At 39.2% G+C, this 15,039-nt stretch carries 16 protein-coding genes; 15 read left to right on the forward strand and 1 reads right to left on the reverse strand.

The genetic code is table 11. The features are described 5' to 3' along the window. Nucleotides 1-189 precede the first annotated feature (189 nt). The 4 genes from IGL32_RS06030 (at nt 190) to IGL32_RS06045 (ending at nt 3,627) form a co-directional block, all read left to right on the forward strand. On the forward strand, nt 190-465 hold the full coding sequence (locus IGL32_RS06030; RefSeq protein ID WP_002357604.1) for an HU family DNA-binding protein: 276 nt from the start codon (nt 190-192) through the stop codon (nt 463-465). A 306-nt stretch (nt 466-771) separates the two neighbouring features. After that, nucleotides 772-1,812: a hypothetical protein gene (locus IGL32_RS06035; protein WP_002379442.1), complete on the forward strand. Its 1,041-nt coding sequence runs from the start codon at nt 772-774 to the stop codon at nt 1,810-1,812. Nucleotides 1,813-1,821: 9 nt separating this feature from the next. Continuing rightward, nucleotides 1,822-3,078: a tetratricopeptide repeat protein gene (locus IGL32_RS06040; protein WP_002360336.1), complete on the forward strand. Its 1,257-nt coding sequence runs from the start codon at nt 1,822-1,824 to the stop codon at nt 3,076-3,078. A gap of 9 nt (nt 3,079-3,087) precedes the next feature. Further along, nucleotides 3,088-3,627 carry a ReoY family proteolytic degradation factor gene (locus IGL32_RS06045; protein ID WP_002360333.1) on the forward strand — a complete coding sequence of 180 codons (540 nt, stop codon included), beginning with the start codon at nt 3,088-3,090 and terminating at the stop codon, nt 3,625-3,627. Nucleotides 3,628-3,664: 37 nt separating this feature from the next. On the opposite strand, the gene IGL32_RS06050 is transcribed toward IGL32_RS06045, so the two are convergent. Further along, nucleotides 3,665-4,549 carry a YitT family protein gene (locus tag IGL32_RS06050; protein ID WP_002357595.1) on the reverse strand — a complete coding sequence of 295 codons (885 nt, stop codon included), beginning with the start codon at nt 4,547-4,549 and terminating at the stop codon, nt 3,665-3,667. A gap of 123 nt (nt 4,550-4,672) precedes the next feature. Between IGL32_RS06050 and IGL32_RS06055 the strand changes: the two genes are divergently transcribed. The 11 genes from IGL32_RS06055 to aroA all read left to right on the forward strand — a co-directional run bounded on the left by IGL32_RS06055 (nt 4,673) and on the right by aroA (nt 15,036). Beyond that, entirely contained in the window at nt 4,673-5,023 is a 351-nt protein-coding gene (locus tag IGL32_RS06055; RefSeq protein WP_002363944.1) for a nucleotide pyrophosphohydrolase, read from the forward strand. Beyond that, complete coding sequence (gene dapB / locus IGL32_RS06060; protein ID WP_002357591.1) at nt 5,016-5,795, forward strand: 4-hydroxy-tetrahydrodipicolinate reductase; 780 nt, start codon at nt 5,016-5,018, stop codon at nt 5,793-5,795. Before IGL32_RS06055 ends, dapB begins: the two co-directional genes overlap by 8 nt. Then, on the forward strand, nt 5,792-7,012 hold the full coding sequence (locus tag IGL32_RS06065) for a CCA tRNA nucleotidyltransferase (protein WP_002365655.1): 1,221 nt from the start codon (nt 5,792-5,794) through the stop codon (nt 7,010-7,012). Before dapB ends, IGL32_RS06065 begins: the two co-directional genes overlap by 4 nt. After that, nucleotides 7,012-7,386, forward strand: coding sequence for a thioesterase family protein (locus tag IGL32_RS06070; RefSeq protein ID WP_002357588.1), 375 nt, complete (start codon nt 7,012-7,014; stop codon nt 7,384-7,386). Before IGL32_RS06065 ends, IGL32_RS06070 begins: the two co-directional genes overlap by 1 nt. Nucleotides 7,387-7,475: 89 nt before the next feature. Next, the gene (locus IGL32_RS06075) at nt 7,476-7,931 is read left to right on the forward strand and encodes a hypothetical protein (protein ID WP_002357586.1); all 456 of its coding nucleotides are present in this window, start codon (nt 7,476-7,478) and stop codon (nt 7,929-7,931) included. Between the two features lie 488 nt (nt 7,932-8,419). Next, the gene (aroE, locus tag IGL32_RS06080; protein WP_156210033.1) at nt 8,420-9,286 is read left to right on the forward strand and encodes a shikimate dehydrogenase; all 867 of its coding nucleotides are present in this window, start codon (nt 8,420-8,422) and stop codon (nt 9,284-9,286) included. A gap of 36 nt (nt 9,287-9,322) precedes the next feature. After that, nucleotides 9,323-10,348, forward strand: coding sequence for a 3-deoxy-7-phosphoheptulonate synthase (aroF, locus tag IGL32_RS06085; protein WP_430600118.1), 1,026 nt, complete (start codon nt 9,323-9,325; stop codon nt 10,346-10,348). Nucleotides 10,349-10,370: 22 nt separating this feature from the next. Continuing rightward, complete coding sequence (aroB, locus tag IGL32_RS06090; protein ID WP_002382321.1) at nt 10,371-11,447, forward strand: 3-dehydroquinate synthase; 1,077 nt, start codon at nt 10,371-10,373, stop codon at nt 11,445-11,447. A gap of 1 nt (nt 11,448) precedes the next feature. Then, nucleotides 11,449-12,615 carry a chorismate synthase gene (aroC, locus tag IGL32_RS06095; protein ID WP_002357582.1) on the forward strand — a complete coding sequence of 389 codons (1,167 nt, stop codon included), beginning with the start codon at nt 11,449-11,451 and terminating at the stop codon, nt 12,613-12,615. Nucleotides 12,616-12,648: 33 nt separating this feature from the next. Next, nucleotides 12,649-13,743, forward strand: coding sequence for a prephenate dehydrogenase (locus tag IGL32_RS06100; protein WP_002382322.1), 1,095 nt, complete (start codon nt 12,649-12,651; stop codon nt 13,741-13,743). 6 nt (nt 13,744-13,749) lie between these two features. Then, complete coding sequence (gene aroA, locus IGL32_RS06105) at nt 13,750-15,036, forward strand: 3-phosphoshikimate 1-carboxyvinyltransferase (protein ID WP_002379447.1); 1,287 nt, start codon at nt 13,750-13,752, stop codon at nt 15,034-15,036. Nucleotides 15,037-15,039 lie beyond the last annotated feature (3 nt).

Below are 15,039 nucleotides of genomic sequence, written 5' to 3' on the forward strand. Positions count from 1 at the left end.
TGATTATTTTTTGAAAAAACTGGTTAAAATACACTAAAAACCTTGCTATTACAACTTTCTTATGCTATCTTGTTAACAGAATATTGAACCAGATCAATATTTGCTGTCTGTTTTTGGACCACTCAAAAATAGACGGAACTTTAGGTGTGTAAAAACATCGTATCTCTTATAGAGGAGGTGAAATGATCCATGGCAAATAAAGCAGAATTAATCGAAAACGTTGCATCTTCAACTGGTTTAACTAAAAAAGATGCTACTGCAGCAGTAGACGCTGTCTTTTCAACAATTCAAGAAACTCTTGCTAAAGGTGAAAAAGTTCAATTAATCGGTTTTGGTAACTTTGAAGTTCGCGAACGCGCAGCTCGTAAAGGACGTAACCCACAAACTGGACAAGAAATTCAAATCGCTGCAAGCAAAGTACCTGCATTCAAACCAGGTAAAGCATTGAAAGATGCAGTGAAATAAGACAGACAATTAGAACCCTTGGTTTCCAAGGGTTCTTTTTTGAATCATACATAAAAAATGTTATTTTAAGAGGTGGTCGAAACAGCACGCTAAAAGGCTAAATTGTAACGAACCTTGGGTGAGAAAAACGTGCTTCGCTCCGAGAATCAAGCGGGAACGGTTCGACACTCGCTCCTTGCTTTTTTGATAAAAAGAGAAAGATTTATGAATGAAGGACAAAAATAAGTTGTTGCCAGTAGCTGTTTTTTAGTGGTTATGCTAGACTTGGGGTGAAGGAAGAGGAAACAGTCTTAAGGTGGTGAATCAATGAAATACAACTATTCTAGAGGGGAAAACAAGGTCGCTATTATTTATGGAGAAACATTTGCTTCCGTCCTAAAAAAACGACCAGTAACGACGGAGTCAATCGTTGTTTTGGCGAATCAGCGTTACTATGATCTTTTTTCGGAGAAGATTAATTATGCCTTTGGGGAACAGTTGGGATTAAACTGGTATATTTGTCGCAATGATGTTCATTGCAATGACTTATCAGAATTAGAAAGTGTGTTACGTTTCTTAGCTGATTGGCCAGAAAATCAGGATGTTTTATTGATTGGTTTAGGTAATGAAGGGGTACTACAATTAACCGCATTTTTGCACCAAGTAAGTAAGTGTTCCTCCAAATGTTGGCTGATGCCTGTGTCTGTTCAAGCGTTACGGCAAGGACTTTTACCAAGTGTCACAATTCAGCAAGCACAGCATGCAACCATGCATATAGAAAATCATTCAGAAGAAATTTTGTTTGATAGTACCTTGACCAATAAAAAAGGTGCCGCTCCTTTAATTGATTTGCTCGTTTTTATTCGAGCGAGTCTTGTCTGTGATTATGCTTATTTACAAATGCTATACCAAACGTATCCAGATAAAAAACGGTTGAATCAAACGTCATTTAATGGTATTTTAGACGAGTTGTTATCCTTTTATGAACAAGCAGGGGAAAAAGTGGATCAATTTGGCCGAGTTTTTGAAGCGGCCTTTGCTACAACCGAAAATGGCCATTTGTTATCAGGTCCCATGAAACGATTATTGGGATTGTTGTTACAAGTTTTATGGAGCCAGCAAGTCAATCACTTTGACTTTCAATTTAAAAATTTTATCATTTGGTTTATTCGCTTAGGTTTTCCGGTGGCGTTTCCAAAAGAAATTTTAAGTGCTGATTACGCAGAACAAGTTTTGCTTCACACAGAAACACTAGGTCCTCCTATGGTGTTGGAAAAAATCGGTCAACTAGGAGCAGCTTTAAAGCCAACGCCCGATCAACTGTTAACAACGATTGAAAGATACCAAGAAATTTTAAAAGAGATTTGAGGGGAAATTATGTCATATAGTGAAAAAATGGTTCAAGCATTACAAGCTGAAAATTTAGCAGAAGCACAGTTAATGTTTGAAGAAGCATTAAAGAAAGATGATGAAAATACCTTAGCTGATTTAGGGGAAACGTTATTATCTTTAGGTTTTCTAGAAGAAGCCAAACAAATTTTCCAACAGTTGTTGGAACAATTTCCCGATGCAGATGGCTTAAACATTCCATTAGCAGAAATCGCCATTGAAAATAATGAAATAGATGACGCATTCATCTATTTAGAAAAAATTCCAGAAACTAGTGACAGTTATGTCCAAAGTCTCTTAGTAACTGCGGATTTGTACCAAGTTTTAGGGATTCCAGAAGTCAGTGAAGCGAAATTAAAAGAAGCAGCCAATCTTATGCCAGAAGAGCCGTTAATTCAATTTGCTTTGGGAGAACTATACTTTACAAATGGTCAATTTGTCGAGGCTATTACTCGTTATCAAAGCATTGTAGAAAGTGGGACAGCGCAAATCTCTGCTATTTCCTTGAATGAACGCTTAGGAAGTAGTTACAGCATGTTAGGTGATTTTGAAGAAGCGGTTCCTTATTTGGAAGCCGCAGTCAAAGAAGAACAAACAGACGATCGTTTATTCCAGTTAGCTTTCACTTATTTACAGTTACATGAGAATCAAAAAGCCATTGCGTTGTTCCAGCAATTAAAAACACTAAACCCACATTATCAATCACTTTATCTATATTTAGCGGAAGCGCTCCAAGAAGAAGAGCAATTAGAGGAAGCAAAAGCGGTGATCGAAGAAGGAATTGCGGAAAATCCCTTCCAAGTAGAGTTATACCAATTTGCCTCTGAAAATGCCTATCGCTTACACGATATTGCTGGTGCTGAAAACTGGTTGTTAAAAGCTTTGGAATTAGGTGAGAAAACAGATGAAAGTCGTTTGACCTTAAGTAATCTCTACATCACGGAAGAGCGTTTTGAGGAAGTAATTACTATCTTAAATGATTTAGAGGAAACGGATCATCCTTATGCTGAATGGAACTTAGCAAAAGCGTACAACGAATTAGAAGACTTTGCCGTCGCTAAAGTTCATTATGAACAAGCAGCGCAAGAATTGTCTCACGAACCAGAATTTCTAAAAGAATACGCATTGTTCTTACGAGAAGAAGGCGAACTTGAAAAAGCAAAACACTTGTTATACCACTATTTGGAACATGAACCTGGTGATGTCGACATGCAATCTGTGCTAGCAGATATGGAAGAAAGATAGGAAACGACGATGTTTGTTAGTTTATCAGAAAAGAAAAAATTTTTAACTTGGTTAGTGAATACCGTGCCTTTTGGAAGAAGAGAAGTACTGTGGATTTTAAATTACTTATTAACGCACGATGCGATTTTAAATAATGTTCATTTTGTTGAGAACGTAGAAAAAACCGATCGGGGGATTCGTGTGGTAGCGGATGGTTTAGGTAAGGAGCCGTTATTGCTTTTTATCCAAGCACAAGAATTTACAGATCCGGAACAAATTTTTCACGAGATTCGGATGAATTGGCGGAAAGCTCTTTATTTAGAATGTGTATTTCCAGAGGCTTGGCAAACGAGCCAGTATTTATCTGTTTTAGAAGATAATCCGTTTGCGCCATGGAATGAACAAGTGGATCAGGAAGTTGCCAGAGCGATTGATCAATATTTTAAGCAAGAAGAACAAACGCAGCGAATGGCATTACTTAAAGCTCAAATTGATGATGCTTTAGAAACAGGCAACAAAGAAGCGTTTTTAGAATTATCCGATGAATTAAATCGTTTGAAACAACAATAAATAAAACCCAGCATTTATTGAAAATGCTGGGTTTTATTTATTGTTTTAATTTAAAGCGCCGTTGTTTGCTGGGTTTTGCATAAGTAAAGCCTTCGCCAATTGCTTCATGTACGTTAATGATGGACACAAAGGCTTTTTCATCTATTTCATTAGCAATCCGTTTGACTTCCATTATTTCTCGAGGGCTGACTACCGTGTAGAGAACCCGTTTTTCCACTTGTGAATAAGCACCTTCACCATTTAAATATGTTACCCCACGTTCTAAAGAAGCCATTAAACTTTGACCGATTTCTTCGGAATGATTGGAAACAATTAAAATTCCTTTCGCAGCATAGGCTCCATCGAGTACAGAATCAACAACACGACTGAAAACAAAGGACACAATTAAAGTATACATCATTCGTTTGACATCAATATAGGTCAACGAGAGGAGTAAGACTGCAACATCAAAAAGTAACAACGAGCGGCCCATGCTAATCCCAAAGTATTTTTCGAAAATGCGGGCAATGACGTCGGTCCCACCAGTGGTTCCGCCTACGCGGTAAACAAGGCCACTACCGAATCCTGCGGCCAAACCAGCTAAGAGAGCAGCAATCAATAAATCATGATCTAAATTAATTTCAACAGGAAATTTTTGCCAAAACCACAAAAATACCGATAACGACACGGTACCAATTAGCGTATAATAGAGGGAACGTTTGCCTAAAATTTTCCCACCAATTAATAAGAGCGGAATATTGATTAATAATGTCGTATATGCTGGGTTAAAATGAAATAAGGCTCTTAAAATCAAAGTAATCCCCGTGACACCACCTTCGGCCAGGTCATTGGCAATATTGAAAGTAACCAAACCAAAGGCATAGATACAGCTTCCTAATACAATAAATAACACATCTTTAAAATAAAATCTTTGTTCTTCCATTTAATCACGTCCTTTTACAGTATAAACTGTATCATTCTCTATATAAAACAACAAGTAGAACCTTTCCAGATAGCCAAGTTTTTGATAAGATGTAGGAGGTAGAGTAAGAAAGGTTGGGGTAAAATGTCAGAATCAGAACAACGTAGTTTGCAATCGATGCAAACAGAAGTTGATGATTATATTCAACAGTTTAAAACAGGCTATTTTTCACCATTAGGACAAATGGCTCGTTTGACGGAAGAGGTCGGAGAATTAGCCCGTGAAGTCAATCATTATTATGGTGAAAAACAGAAAAAAGCAGACGAAAAACCAAAGACAGTATCAGAGGAACTTGGAGATGTCTTTTTTGTATTGATTAGCATGGCAAATTCTTTAGAGATTGATTTAACCGAAGTTTTTGAAGAAAATATGGCCAAATTTAACAAGCGGGATCGCTATCGCTTTGAAAGAAAGGATGGGAAAACACATGATTAAAATAATTGTCGCTGGGTTTAAAGGACGGATGGGCAGTACTGCTACACAAATGGTCTTAGAAACCGCAGACTTTGAATTAGTAGGTGTGTATGATCCTCATGAAGCACAAGAAACTGTTTCTTTCAATGATGAAACAGCAATTCCCGTTTTTCAGCGCTTAGAAGAAGTCCTAGCTGTCAAACCAGATGTTTGGATTGATTTTACGGTTCCTGAAGCCGCCTATCCAAATACGCGTTTTGCGTTGGAACACGGTATGGCGCCTGTTGTTGGGACGACAGGCTTTACGGAGGAACAAATCAACGAATTGACAAACCTATCTCGAGAAAAAGCCATCGGCGGCTTGATTGCGCCAAATTTTGCAATTGGGGCAGTTTTAATGATGCAATTTGCCCAAAAAGCGGCGCAGTATTTTCCAGATGTGGAAATCATTGAATTACATCATGATAACAAATTGGATGCACCGAGCGGAACGGCTATAAAAACTGCAGAAATGATTCAAGAAGTTCGGCCAGCAAAAAAACAAGGGAATCCGCAAGAGGTAGAATCAATACCAGGGGCACGCGGGGCTGATTTCGAGGGTCTGCGAATCCATAGTGTCCGCTTACCTGGTTTAGTGGCACACCAACAAGTCCAATTTGGCAGTGTAGGTGAAGGGCTCACTATTCGGCATGATTCTTATGATCGGCGTTCATTCATGACAGGAGTAGCGTTAGCTTGTCGGCAAGTGGTACAGAGAACAGAACTACTTTACGGATTGGAACAGATGCTATGAAATTGACAACTATTCCAAACGAATTTAAAGAAGCCGCTCCCGTTATTCGTGAAATCAATGCACAGGGCTTTGAAGCGTATTTTGTCGGGGGCAGCGTCCGTGATGCTTTATTAAATAAACCAATCCATGATGTCGATATTGCGACAAGTGCCTATCCAGAAGAAATTAAGCAAATTTTTAAACGAACCGTTGATGTGGGCATCGAACATGGCACAGTCCTTGTATTGATGGAAGACCAACAGTATGAAGTAACAACCTTTCGTACCGAGTCAACTTATCAAGACTTTCGCCGACCAGATGAAGTCACCTTTGTTCGCTCCTTGAAAGAAGATTTAAAACGGCGAGATTTTACGATTAATGCCTTGGCGCTCGACAGCACAGGTGAAATCATTGATTTATTTGATGGTATCGAAGATTTAACTAATCAAACCATTCGTGCAGTCGGTAATCCCCATGAGCGGTTTCATGAAGATGCTCTGCGAATGATGCGGGGCTTACGCTTTGCTAGCCAATTAGATTTTAAAATTGAAGAAAAAACCTTAGCCGCTATCGCTGAATTTCATCCTTTATTGGAAAAAATTTCAGTAGAACGCATTACAATTGAATTTGTAAAAATGCTTTTAGGGGTTAATCGACAAGGTGGCTTAGCTCCGTTTATTGAAACAGAATGCTATCAATACTGTCCAAAATTACGAGAACAAGGGGCTGGACTTTTTCGTTTAATGGACTTGCCTGCTCGTCAAATTGAAACAGAAGCAGAAGCGTGGACGTTACTTATCCAATCGTTGAATTTACCAGAAGCAGAAATTCGCTCCTTCTTAAAGGCTTGGAAACTTTCAAATCAATTAATCCAAAACGTTTCACAATTAGTACGCGGTTTGCGTTTTCGCTTGAGTAACGACTGGCAGCCAATGATGCTTTATGAATTAGGCGAAGAATCAGCAGTACTTGTTGAAAGGCTTTTATATTATTACCAACAAGAGAGTCAAGTACAAGTAACAAAAGAGTTAGTTAAGGCATTACCCATCCATCAAAGACATGAATTGGCCATAACAGGAAAAGACCTTTTAGCCGTCTTAGAAGAAACACCAGGCAAATGGTTAGGGGAACTGATTGCTGAAATCGAGCAACACGTTGTTGAAGGTAGCTTAGAGAATAAACAAGAAGTTCTGCTTTCGTTTGCCAAAAAACAACGTTCAAAAGGAGAGAAAGCATAATGCCAACAGAAATGTTTACAAAAGAATTCTTGGTGAAAGAATCACAAACGGCTAAAATGCTCGGTTCTGGTGACTTAGAAGTTTTAGGAACCCCTGCTTTAGCTGCCATGATTGAACAAACAGCCAAAGAAGCTGTGAAGGACCAATTATCAGTTGGGGAAACAACTGTCGGAACGGTGTTAGAATTGCGCCACTTATTTCCATCCGCGGTAGGGGCGACAATCGTTGTTACGATGACCAGCATTGAACAGACTGCACACAAAATACGCTATGAATTTGTTGCTTATGAAGGAGAACGACAAATTGCCAAAGGTTCTCACCAACGTGCAGTAGTTGAGATTGATTCTTTTTTAAAAAGAATAACAAAAGATTAAGAATCTACAGCGAAAGTTTGTGACCGTTTATCAAAAGTATGGTAAACTAATAATGTAAGAAATTATTTTTAAGTAAGGAGATTTGTGCTATGGCTAGAGAAATGACAGGACTTAAATTTTATTTCAGAAATGGTGAAACTTGGACGATTGATCGTCGTTTTATTGGTGATTTATGGATCAAACATATTACAACAAGTTTTGGCCGTATCCATGGTAGTGAATTTGTTGAAATTCATCCATGTGAAGGGTTCAAAATTGAAATTTTCCAAGAAGGAGATCATGTTCAAACCCACGATATTAACTTAGGTGGCTTAGAATTAGGGATGTTCTCTCGTGCTTTAAAATATGAAGATATCGAACGTATGGAAATTCTTTACAAAAATGGCACACCAGATTTAGTTTATTTCCCTTACAAAGATAAAACAGATGAGGGCTTGGATAACATCTATCAATCTACAAAAGTCAGCGAAAAAACTAAAAACTTATACATTGTTATCGACCCAACACAAACAGTTGATGATGTATACGCTGAAGAATTAAAATAATTTTTGCTCCACAGGAATCAGTGAAATGACTGGTTCCTGTGGCTTTTTTCAGTCTTTTGACGAATAAAATAACATTGGTTTTAATGGAATAGTCGAAAAAATAAGCGAATAAGTGTTGACACATGTTTTTTCTAGCGGTATACTGTTAACAATTCTTAATTAAATCAGTTTTGGAGTGATTCTTATGACAACAACGAAGAAAAACCATACACAACTGAATAACTTTTACTTTAGCTATTTTAGATAGGTTTGTATTCATAACATTATGGGTACAGACAACAAACGTTTGTATCTATAATGGCTAGGGAAATTTAAGATGACTTTCAGCCATGTAGATTTAAGAAAATCTATAGTGGCTTTTATATTGCTTTTTTGTAGGGTATTCACTGTAGATTTTTCTTAAAATTTACTGTGAATATCCTTTTTGTTTGGCCAAAAATTAGGATTTCAGAAACTTACTAAAAAAATTTCGTAAAGGAGCACACAGGATGAAAGAAATAACTGGAGCCACTCGTTTAGCTGGGCTATTCGCGAAACCCAGCCAACACAGTATTTCACCGTTGATTCATAATACAGCATTTCAAAATTTAGGAGTTGATGCTCGGTATCTGGCGTTTGACGTTGGACAAGAGACATTGCCACAAGCAATTGAAGCGATTCGAACGTTTCACATGTTAGGGGCCAACTTATCAATGCCCAATAAAGTGGCGGCTGTAAGTTATATGGATGAACTAAGTCCTACCGCTCAACTGGTTGGCGCAATTAATACGATTGTCAACAAAGATGGAAAACTTTACGGAGACAGCACGGATGGTACTGGTTTTATGTGGAGTTTGAAAGAGAAAAAGGTTGACGTTTTTCAGGATAAAATGACCATCTTAGGAACAGGTGGTGCAGCCTTATCAATCATTGCCCAAGCTGCTTTAGATGGCGTGAAAGAAATCGCCGTTTACAACAGGAAAAGCGCGGGCTTTAACGACAGTCAAAAAAAACTGGCAAATTTCACTGAACGAACCAACTGTGTAATTCATTTAAACGATTTAGCGGATACTGAAAAACTAGCAAAAGATGTTGCTGAAAGCGTCTTGTTAGTTAATGCAACGAGTGTGGGTATGCATCCACATGCGCATAGTAGTCCTATAGAAAATTATGCAATGATTCAACCGAAGTTATTTGTGTATGATGCTATTTATAATCCCAGAGAAACACAGTTATTAAAAGAAGCCCGTTTACGTGGTGCAGAAACAAGCAACGGCTTGGACATGCTACTTTATCAAGGCGCTGCTGCTTTTGAACAATGGACAGGACAAAAAATGCCTGTATCAGTCGTAAAACGTAAAATTGAAAATAGATAAAAAGAGCGCCGTTTAAAGGCATGAGGAGAGAATATAATGATCGTAATTATGAAAGAAAATGCAACCGAAAAGCAAATGAAACAAGTCATTGATTTAGTAACAGGTGCAGGCTTAACTACTCAAACAAGTCAAGATAATGGAAAAACAGTGATAGGCTTGATTGGTGATACAGAAAAATTAGTTGAAGCAGAGTTAACAGCATTAGAAGGCGTGGAGAAAAGTGTCCGCATTTCGTTGTCTTACAAACTAACGAGTCGTTTATTTCATCCAGAGAATACAGTGGTTGATGTGAACGGTGTTAAAATCGGTGACGGCAGTATGACCATGATGGCGGGCCCTTGTTCAATCGAAAGCTTAGATCAGATTCGCGAATGTGCGCGAATTGCTAAAGCTGGAGGTGCAACAATTTTACGAGGTGGTGCATTCAAACCTAGAACGTCGCCATACGCTTTCCAAGGACTAGAAGAAGGAGGACTAAAATACATTCGCCAAGCGGCTGATGAATTAGATATGCAAGTCATTACAGAAGTGATGGATGAAGCGAATTTAGAACTTGTCGCAAAATACAGTGACATTTTACAAATCGGTGCGCGCAACATGCAAAATTTCAAGTTATTACAAGCGGTTGGTAAAACTGGAAAACCTATTGGCTTAAAACGCGGGATTGCTGGTACGATTGATGAATGGCTAAACGCAGCTGAATACATTGCTGCGCAAGGAAATTTCAATGTGATCTTCATTGAACGTGGGATTCGTACGTACGAAACCGCTACGCGCAATACACTTGATTTAAGTGCGGTGCCTTTAATTAAAAAATTAAGTCATTTTCCAATTATTGTTGATCCGAGTCATGGTGTTGGTATCTGGGATTTAGTACCGCCAATGGCCCGAGCAGGTGTTGCTTCAGGTGCGGACGGCTTGATTGTAGAAATTCATCCAGATCCAGCGAATGCGTGGTCAGATGGGCCACAATCCTTGAATGAAAAAACTTACCTACGTATGATGAAAGAAGTTCATATCATCGAAAAAGCAATGAAAGAAATTAATGCTTTAGAAGATTAGTAAAGACAGAGGAGTAGAGGACATGAAATTAACCGTAACGTTACCTACACATTCATATGATTTAACCATCGAAACAGGTGCCTTAGATAAAATTGGCACCTGGGTACGTAGCCTGTGGCAGCCACAACGGGTAGCGATTATTACCGATGAAACGGTGAATAAATTATATGGCGCAGCTGTTGAGAAAGAATTGCAAGCTGCTGGTTTTGAAACATCATTGATTGCTGTAGCGGCAGGTGAACAAAGTAAGAGCCTCGAAATAGCTCAACTGCTTTATGATTTTTTAGCGGAACAGCAATTGACTCGAAGTGATGGTCTAATTGCTTTAGGTGGAGGCGTTGTGGGAGATCTAGCTGGATTTGTCGCTTCAACCTATATGCGCGGTATTCACTTTTTGCAAGTACCAACAACCTTACTGGCACAAGTAGATAGTAGCATTGGAGGTAAAACAGCGGTTAATACTAAAAAAGCCAAAAATCTTGTCGGTACTTTTGCCCAACCAGATGGGGTTTTAATTGATCCTAATACACTTAAAACATTAGAACCTAGACGTGTGCGTGAAGGAATTGCAGAAATTGTAAAATCAGCAGCTATCGCTGATGTTGAATTGTGGCACCGTTTATCCTCTTTGGAAAATGAACAAGATTTAGTGGCACATGCAGAAGAAATTATCACGGCCTGTTGCAAGATTAAACGTGATGTCGTCGAAGAAGATGAATTAGATTTGGGCTTACGTTTGATTCTGAATTTTGGGCATACGATCGGCCACGCATTAGAAAATACAGCTGGTTACGGGGTGATTGCTCACGGTGAAGGCGTTTCTTTAGGAATGATTCAAATAACTCAAGTCGCAGAACAACAAGGGCTTTCCCCACTTGGGACTACCCAAGAGTTGGTCACCATGCTAGAAAAGTTCCATTTACCAGTAACCACAGATCGTTGGTCAGAAGAACGTCTCTATCAAGCAATTACACATGATAAAAAAACACGTGGGGGACAGATTAAAATCATTGTCTTAGAAAAAATTGGTCAAGCGAAAATTGTCTCTTTACCAACGGAAGAAATTCGAGCATTTTTAAACAGAGAAGGAGGAATTTAAGATGCGCTTTATTACAGCAGGCGAATCACATGGACCTGAATTAACTGCTATTATTGAAGGCTTACCAGCCGGCTTGCCTTTAAGTAGCGAAGAGATTAACCGAGAATTAGCAAGACGTCAAGGCGGTTACGGTCGTGGGGGACGGATGAAAATTGAAAAAGACCAAGTACGTATTACTTCGGGTATTCGGCATGGTAAAACACTTGGCTCACCAGTAACGTTGATTGTCGAAAACAAAGACTGGAAAAATTGGACCTCCGTGATGTCAGTAGAGCCAGTTCCTGAAAAACAAAAGAAAATCCGCCGCGTCAGCAAACCACGTCCAGGACATGCTGATTTAGTCGGTGGCATGAAATATCAACATGATGATTTACGGAATGTTTTAGAACGGTCTTCGGCACGAGAAACAACGATGCGTGTGGCGATTGGTGCGGTTGCTAAAAAACTCTTAGCTGAACTGGATATCCAAGTCGCTGGGCATGTCGCGGTATTAGGTGGGATTGAAGCTACGATCCCTGAAAATTTAACGATTCGTGAAATTCAAGAACGATCTGAACAATCTGCCGTTCGCGTATTAGATCCTTCCGTAGAAGAAAAAATGAAAGAACTAATTGACCAAACCAAGAAAAATGGCGATACAATTGGTGGGGTAGTAGAAGTACTTGTGGGTGGCGTTCCAGCTGGCTTAGGTAGCTATGTCCAATGGGATCGTAAACTAGATGCCAAAATTGCGCAAGCAGTTGTAAGCATCAACGCTTTTAAAGGTGCTGAGTTTGGCATTGGATTTGAAATGGCACAACGCCCTGGTAGTCAAGTGATGGACGAGATTGTTTGGGACGAAAGTACTGGTTATACCAGAACTTCCAACAATTTAGGCGGTTTTGAAGGAGGAATGACCAACGGAATGCCAATCATCGTTCGTGGTGTCATGAAACCTATTCCAACCCTTTATAAACCATTACAAAGCGTGAATATTGATACAAAAGAGCCTTATAAGGCCAGTGTTGAGCGCTCTGATAGCACGGCGGTACCGGCCGCTAGCGTTGTTTGTGAAGCCGTTGTTGCAACGGAAGTAGCAAAGGCTATGCTCGAAAAATTTGATAGTGACTCATTTGAACAAATGAAAGAAGCAGTGAAACGTTATCGTCTATATACTCAAAACTTTTAATGGAAGAAAGTCGCAAGTATATGGAGGGAAAAAATGAAGAAACGTATTTTAATCGTAGGATTAGGGCTAATCGGGAGTTCACTGGCTTTGTGTATCAAAAAAGGGCATCCAAACAGTGAGATTATCGGTTTCGATAATCAAGCGGAGGCAACTGAATTTGCTAAGAAAACGGGTCTAATTGATGAGATAGCTGAATCTTTAACAAGTGGGGCAAGACGAGCAGAGATTATTTTTCTTTGTTCCCCAGTTAAAGCAACTTTAGTACAACTAGAAGAATTAAACCAATTATCACTAGAAACTGCTCTGATCACAGATGTGGGTAGTACCAAGGTGGAAATTAATCAGTTAGCAACAAAGCTTAACATGAAAAATTTTATTGGTGGTCATCCAATGGCTGGTTCACATAAATCCGGCGTAACAGCCGCTGATGAACGTTTGTTTGAAAATGCCTACTATATTTTTACCGATGACCATGGCGAAAAAAACAAACAGATTCAGGAGTTACAAACGTTACTAAAAGGAACGCATGCGAAGTTTATTACGATGCCTGCACAGGAACATGATGAAATTACTGGTGCTCTAAGTCACTTGCCACATATTGTTGCCGCAGCGTTAGTGAACGAAAGTCAGCAACTGAATACCACTTACCCTAGAGCGCAGCAGCTAGCGGCTGGAGGATTCAGAGATATTACTCGAATTGCTTCCTCTGATGCAACGATGTGGACGGATATTTTATTAAGCAATCGCTTAGTATTATTGGACTTACTAGAAAATTGGCAAAAAGAGATGACTACTGTTTGCCAATGGTTAACAGAAAAAAATGCCCCAGCTATTCGTAATTTTTTTGATAAGGCCAAAGAAACACGTGCTCAATTGCCTATTCATAAAGAAGGCGCAATCCCAGCTTTCTATGATCTGTTTGTTGATGTACCAGATCAACCAGGAATCATTGCTGAAATTACGCAAATTTTAGGCGAAGCCGACCTTTCTCTTACAAATATTAAAATTTTAGAAACGAGAGAAGAAATCTATGGGATTCTTCAATTGTCTTTTAAAAATCAACCAGACTGCCAAGCTGCAAAACAAATTTTATCTAAAAAAACGAACTATACGTGTTACGAAAAATAAGAGGTGATGAGGGTGCAACTACGTACAAATGTGAAGCATTTACAAGGGACTCTGATGGTTCCTAGCGACAAATCGATTTCCCATAGAAGTATTATGTTTGGAGCGATTTCTTCTGGAAAAACGACGATTACAAATTTTCTAAGAGGCGAAGATTGTTTAAGTACCTTAGCGGCGTTTCGTTCTTTAGGTGTGAACATTGAAGATGACGGGACGACAATCACCGTTGAGGGGCGAGGATTTGCAGGCTTAAAAAAGGCGAAGAATACAATTGATGTTGGAAATTCAGGGACAACAATTCGTCTGATGCTGGGCATTTTAGCTGGCTGTCCCTTTGAAACGCGCCTAGCTGGTGATGCGTCTATTGCCAAACGACCAATGAATCGTGTAATGCTTCCTTTAAACCAAATGGGAGCGGAATGTCAAGGGGTTCAGCAAACGGAGTTTCCGCCAATTTCTATTCGCGGGACTCAAAATTTGCAACCGATTGACTACACAATGCCTGTTGCAAGTGCTCAAGTTAAATCGGCTATTTTATTCGCCGCTTTGCAAGCCGAGGGCACTTCTGTAGTGGTTGAGAAAGAAAAGACACGTGATCATACAGAAGAGATGATTCGACAATTTGGTGGGACACTTGAAGTAGACGGTAAAAAAATTATGTTAACTGGACCGCAACAATTAACAGGTCAAAATGTGGTAGTTCCTGGTGATATCTCTTCTGCAGCTTTCTTTTTAGTTGCGGGTTTAGTAGTCCCAGATAGCGAGATACTTCTGAAAAATGTTGGCTTAAATCAAACGCGGACAGGTATTTTAGATGTGATTAAAAACATGGGCGGTTCCGTCACTATTTTAAATGAAGATGAGGCCAATCATTCTGGCGATTTACTTGTAAAAACGAGTCAATTAACAGCTACAGAGATTGGTGGCGCTATTATCCCACGTTTAATTGATGAGTTACCGATTATTGCTTTGTTAGCTACTCAGGCTACTGGCACGACAATCATTCGAGATGCAGAAGAATTGAAAGTCAAAGAAACCAATCGGATTGATGCAGTAGCGAAAGAATTAACAATTTTAGGCGCCGACATCACGCCTACTGATGATGGCTTAATTATACATGGACCAACTTCTTTACATGGTGGAAGAGTTACCAGTTATGGGGATCATCGTATCGGGATGATGTTACAAATTGCTGCATTACTTGTAAAAGAAGGCACTGTTGAATTAGATAAGGCTGAAGCAGTTTCAGTTTCTTATCCAGCATTTTTTGACGACTTAGAACGTTTAAGTTGTTAACGA

Source organism: Enterococcus sp. AZ035 (genome assembly GCF_050548325.1).
Lineage (GTDB): Bacteria > Bacillota > Bacilli > Lactobacillales > Enterococcaceae > Enterococcus > Enterococcus faecalis.

Bases quoted from the DNA above. Each gene is read 5' to 3' on its own strand.
- IGL32_RS06030 (WP_002357604.1), top strand. From the start codon at position 190: ATGGCAAATAAAGCAGAATTAATCGAAAACGTTGCATCTTCAACTGGT.
- IGL32_RS06035 (WP_002379442.1), top strand. From the start codon at position 772: ATGAAATACAACTATTCTAGAGGGGAAAACAAGGTCGCTATTATTTAT.
- IGL32_RS06040 (WP_002360336.1), top strand. From the start codon at position 1,822: ATGTCATATAGTGAAAAAATGGTTCAAGCATTACAAGCTGAAAATTTA.
- IGL32_RS06045 (WP_002360333.1), top strand. From the start codon at position 3,088: ATGTTTGTTAGTTTATCAGAAAAGAAAAAATTTTTAACTTGGTTAGTG.
- IGL32_RS06050 (WP_002357595.1), bottom strand. From the start codon at position 4,549: ATGGAAGAACAAAGATTTTATTTTAAAGATGTGTTATTTATTGTATTA.
- IGL32_RS06055 (WP_002363944.1), top strand. From the start codon at position 4,673: ATGTCAGAATCAGAACAACGTAGTTTGCAATCGATGCAAACAGAAGTT.
- dapB (WP_002357591.1), top strand. From the start codon at position 5,016: ATGATTAAAATAATTGTCGCTGGGTTTAAAGGACGGATGGGCAGTACT.
- IGL32_RS06065 (WP_002365655.1), top strand. From the start codon at position 5,792: ATGAAATTGACAACTATTCCAAACGAATTTAAAGAAGCCGCTCCCGTT.
- IGL32_RS06070 (WP_002357588.1), top strand. From the start codon at position 7,012: ATGCCAACAGAAATGTTTACAAAAGAATTCTTGGTGAAAGAATCACAA.
- IGL32_RS06075 (WP_002357586.1), top strand. From the start codon at position 7,476: ATGGCTAGAGAAATGACAGGACTTAAATTTTATTTCAGAAATGGTGAA.
- aroE (WP_156210033.1), top strand. From the start codon at position 8,420: ATGAAAGAAATAACTGGAGCCACTCGTTTAGCTGGGCTATTCGCGAAA.
- aroF (WP_430600118.1), top strand. From the start codon at position 9,323: ATGATCGTAATTATGAAAGAAAATGCAACCGAAAAGCAAATGAAACAA.
- aroB (WP_002382321.1), top strand. From the start codon at position 10,371: ATGAAATTAACCGTAACGTTACCTACACATTCATATGATTTAACCATC.
- aroC (WP_002357582.1), top strand. From the start codon at position 11,449: ATGCGCTTTATTACAGCAGGCGAATCACATGGACCTGAATTAACTGCT.
- IGL32_RS06100 (WP_002382322.1), top strand. From the start codon at position 12,649: ATGAAGAAACGTATTTTAATCGTAGGATTAGGGCTAATCGGGAGTTCA.
- aroA (WP_002379447.1), top strand. From the start codon at position 13,750: ATGAGGGTGCAACTACGTACAAATGTGAAGCATTTACAAGGGACTCTG.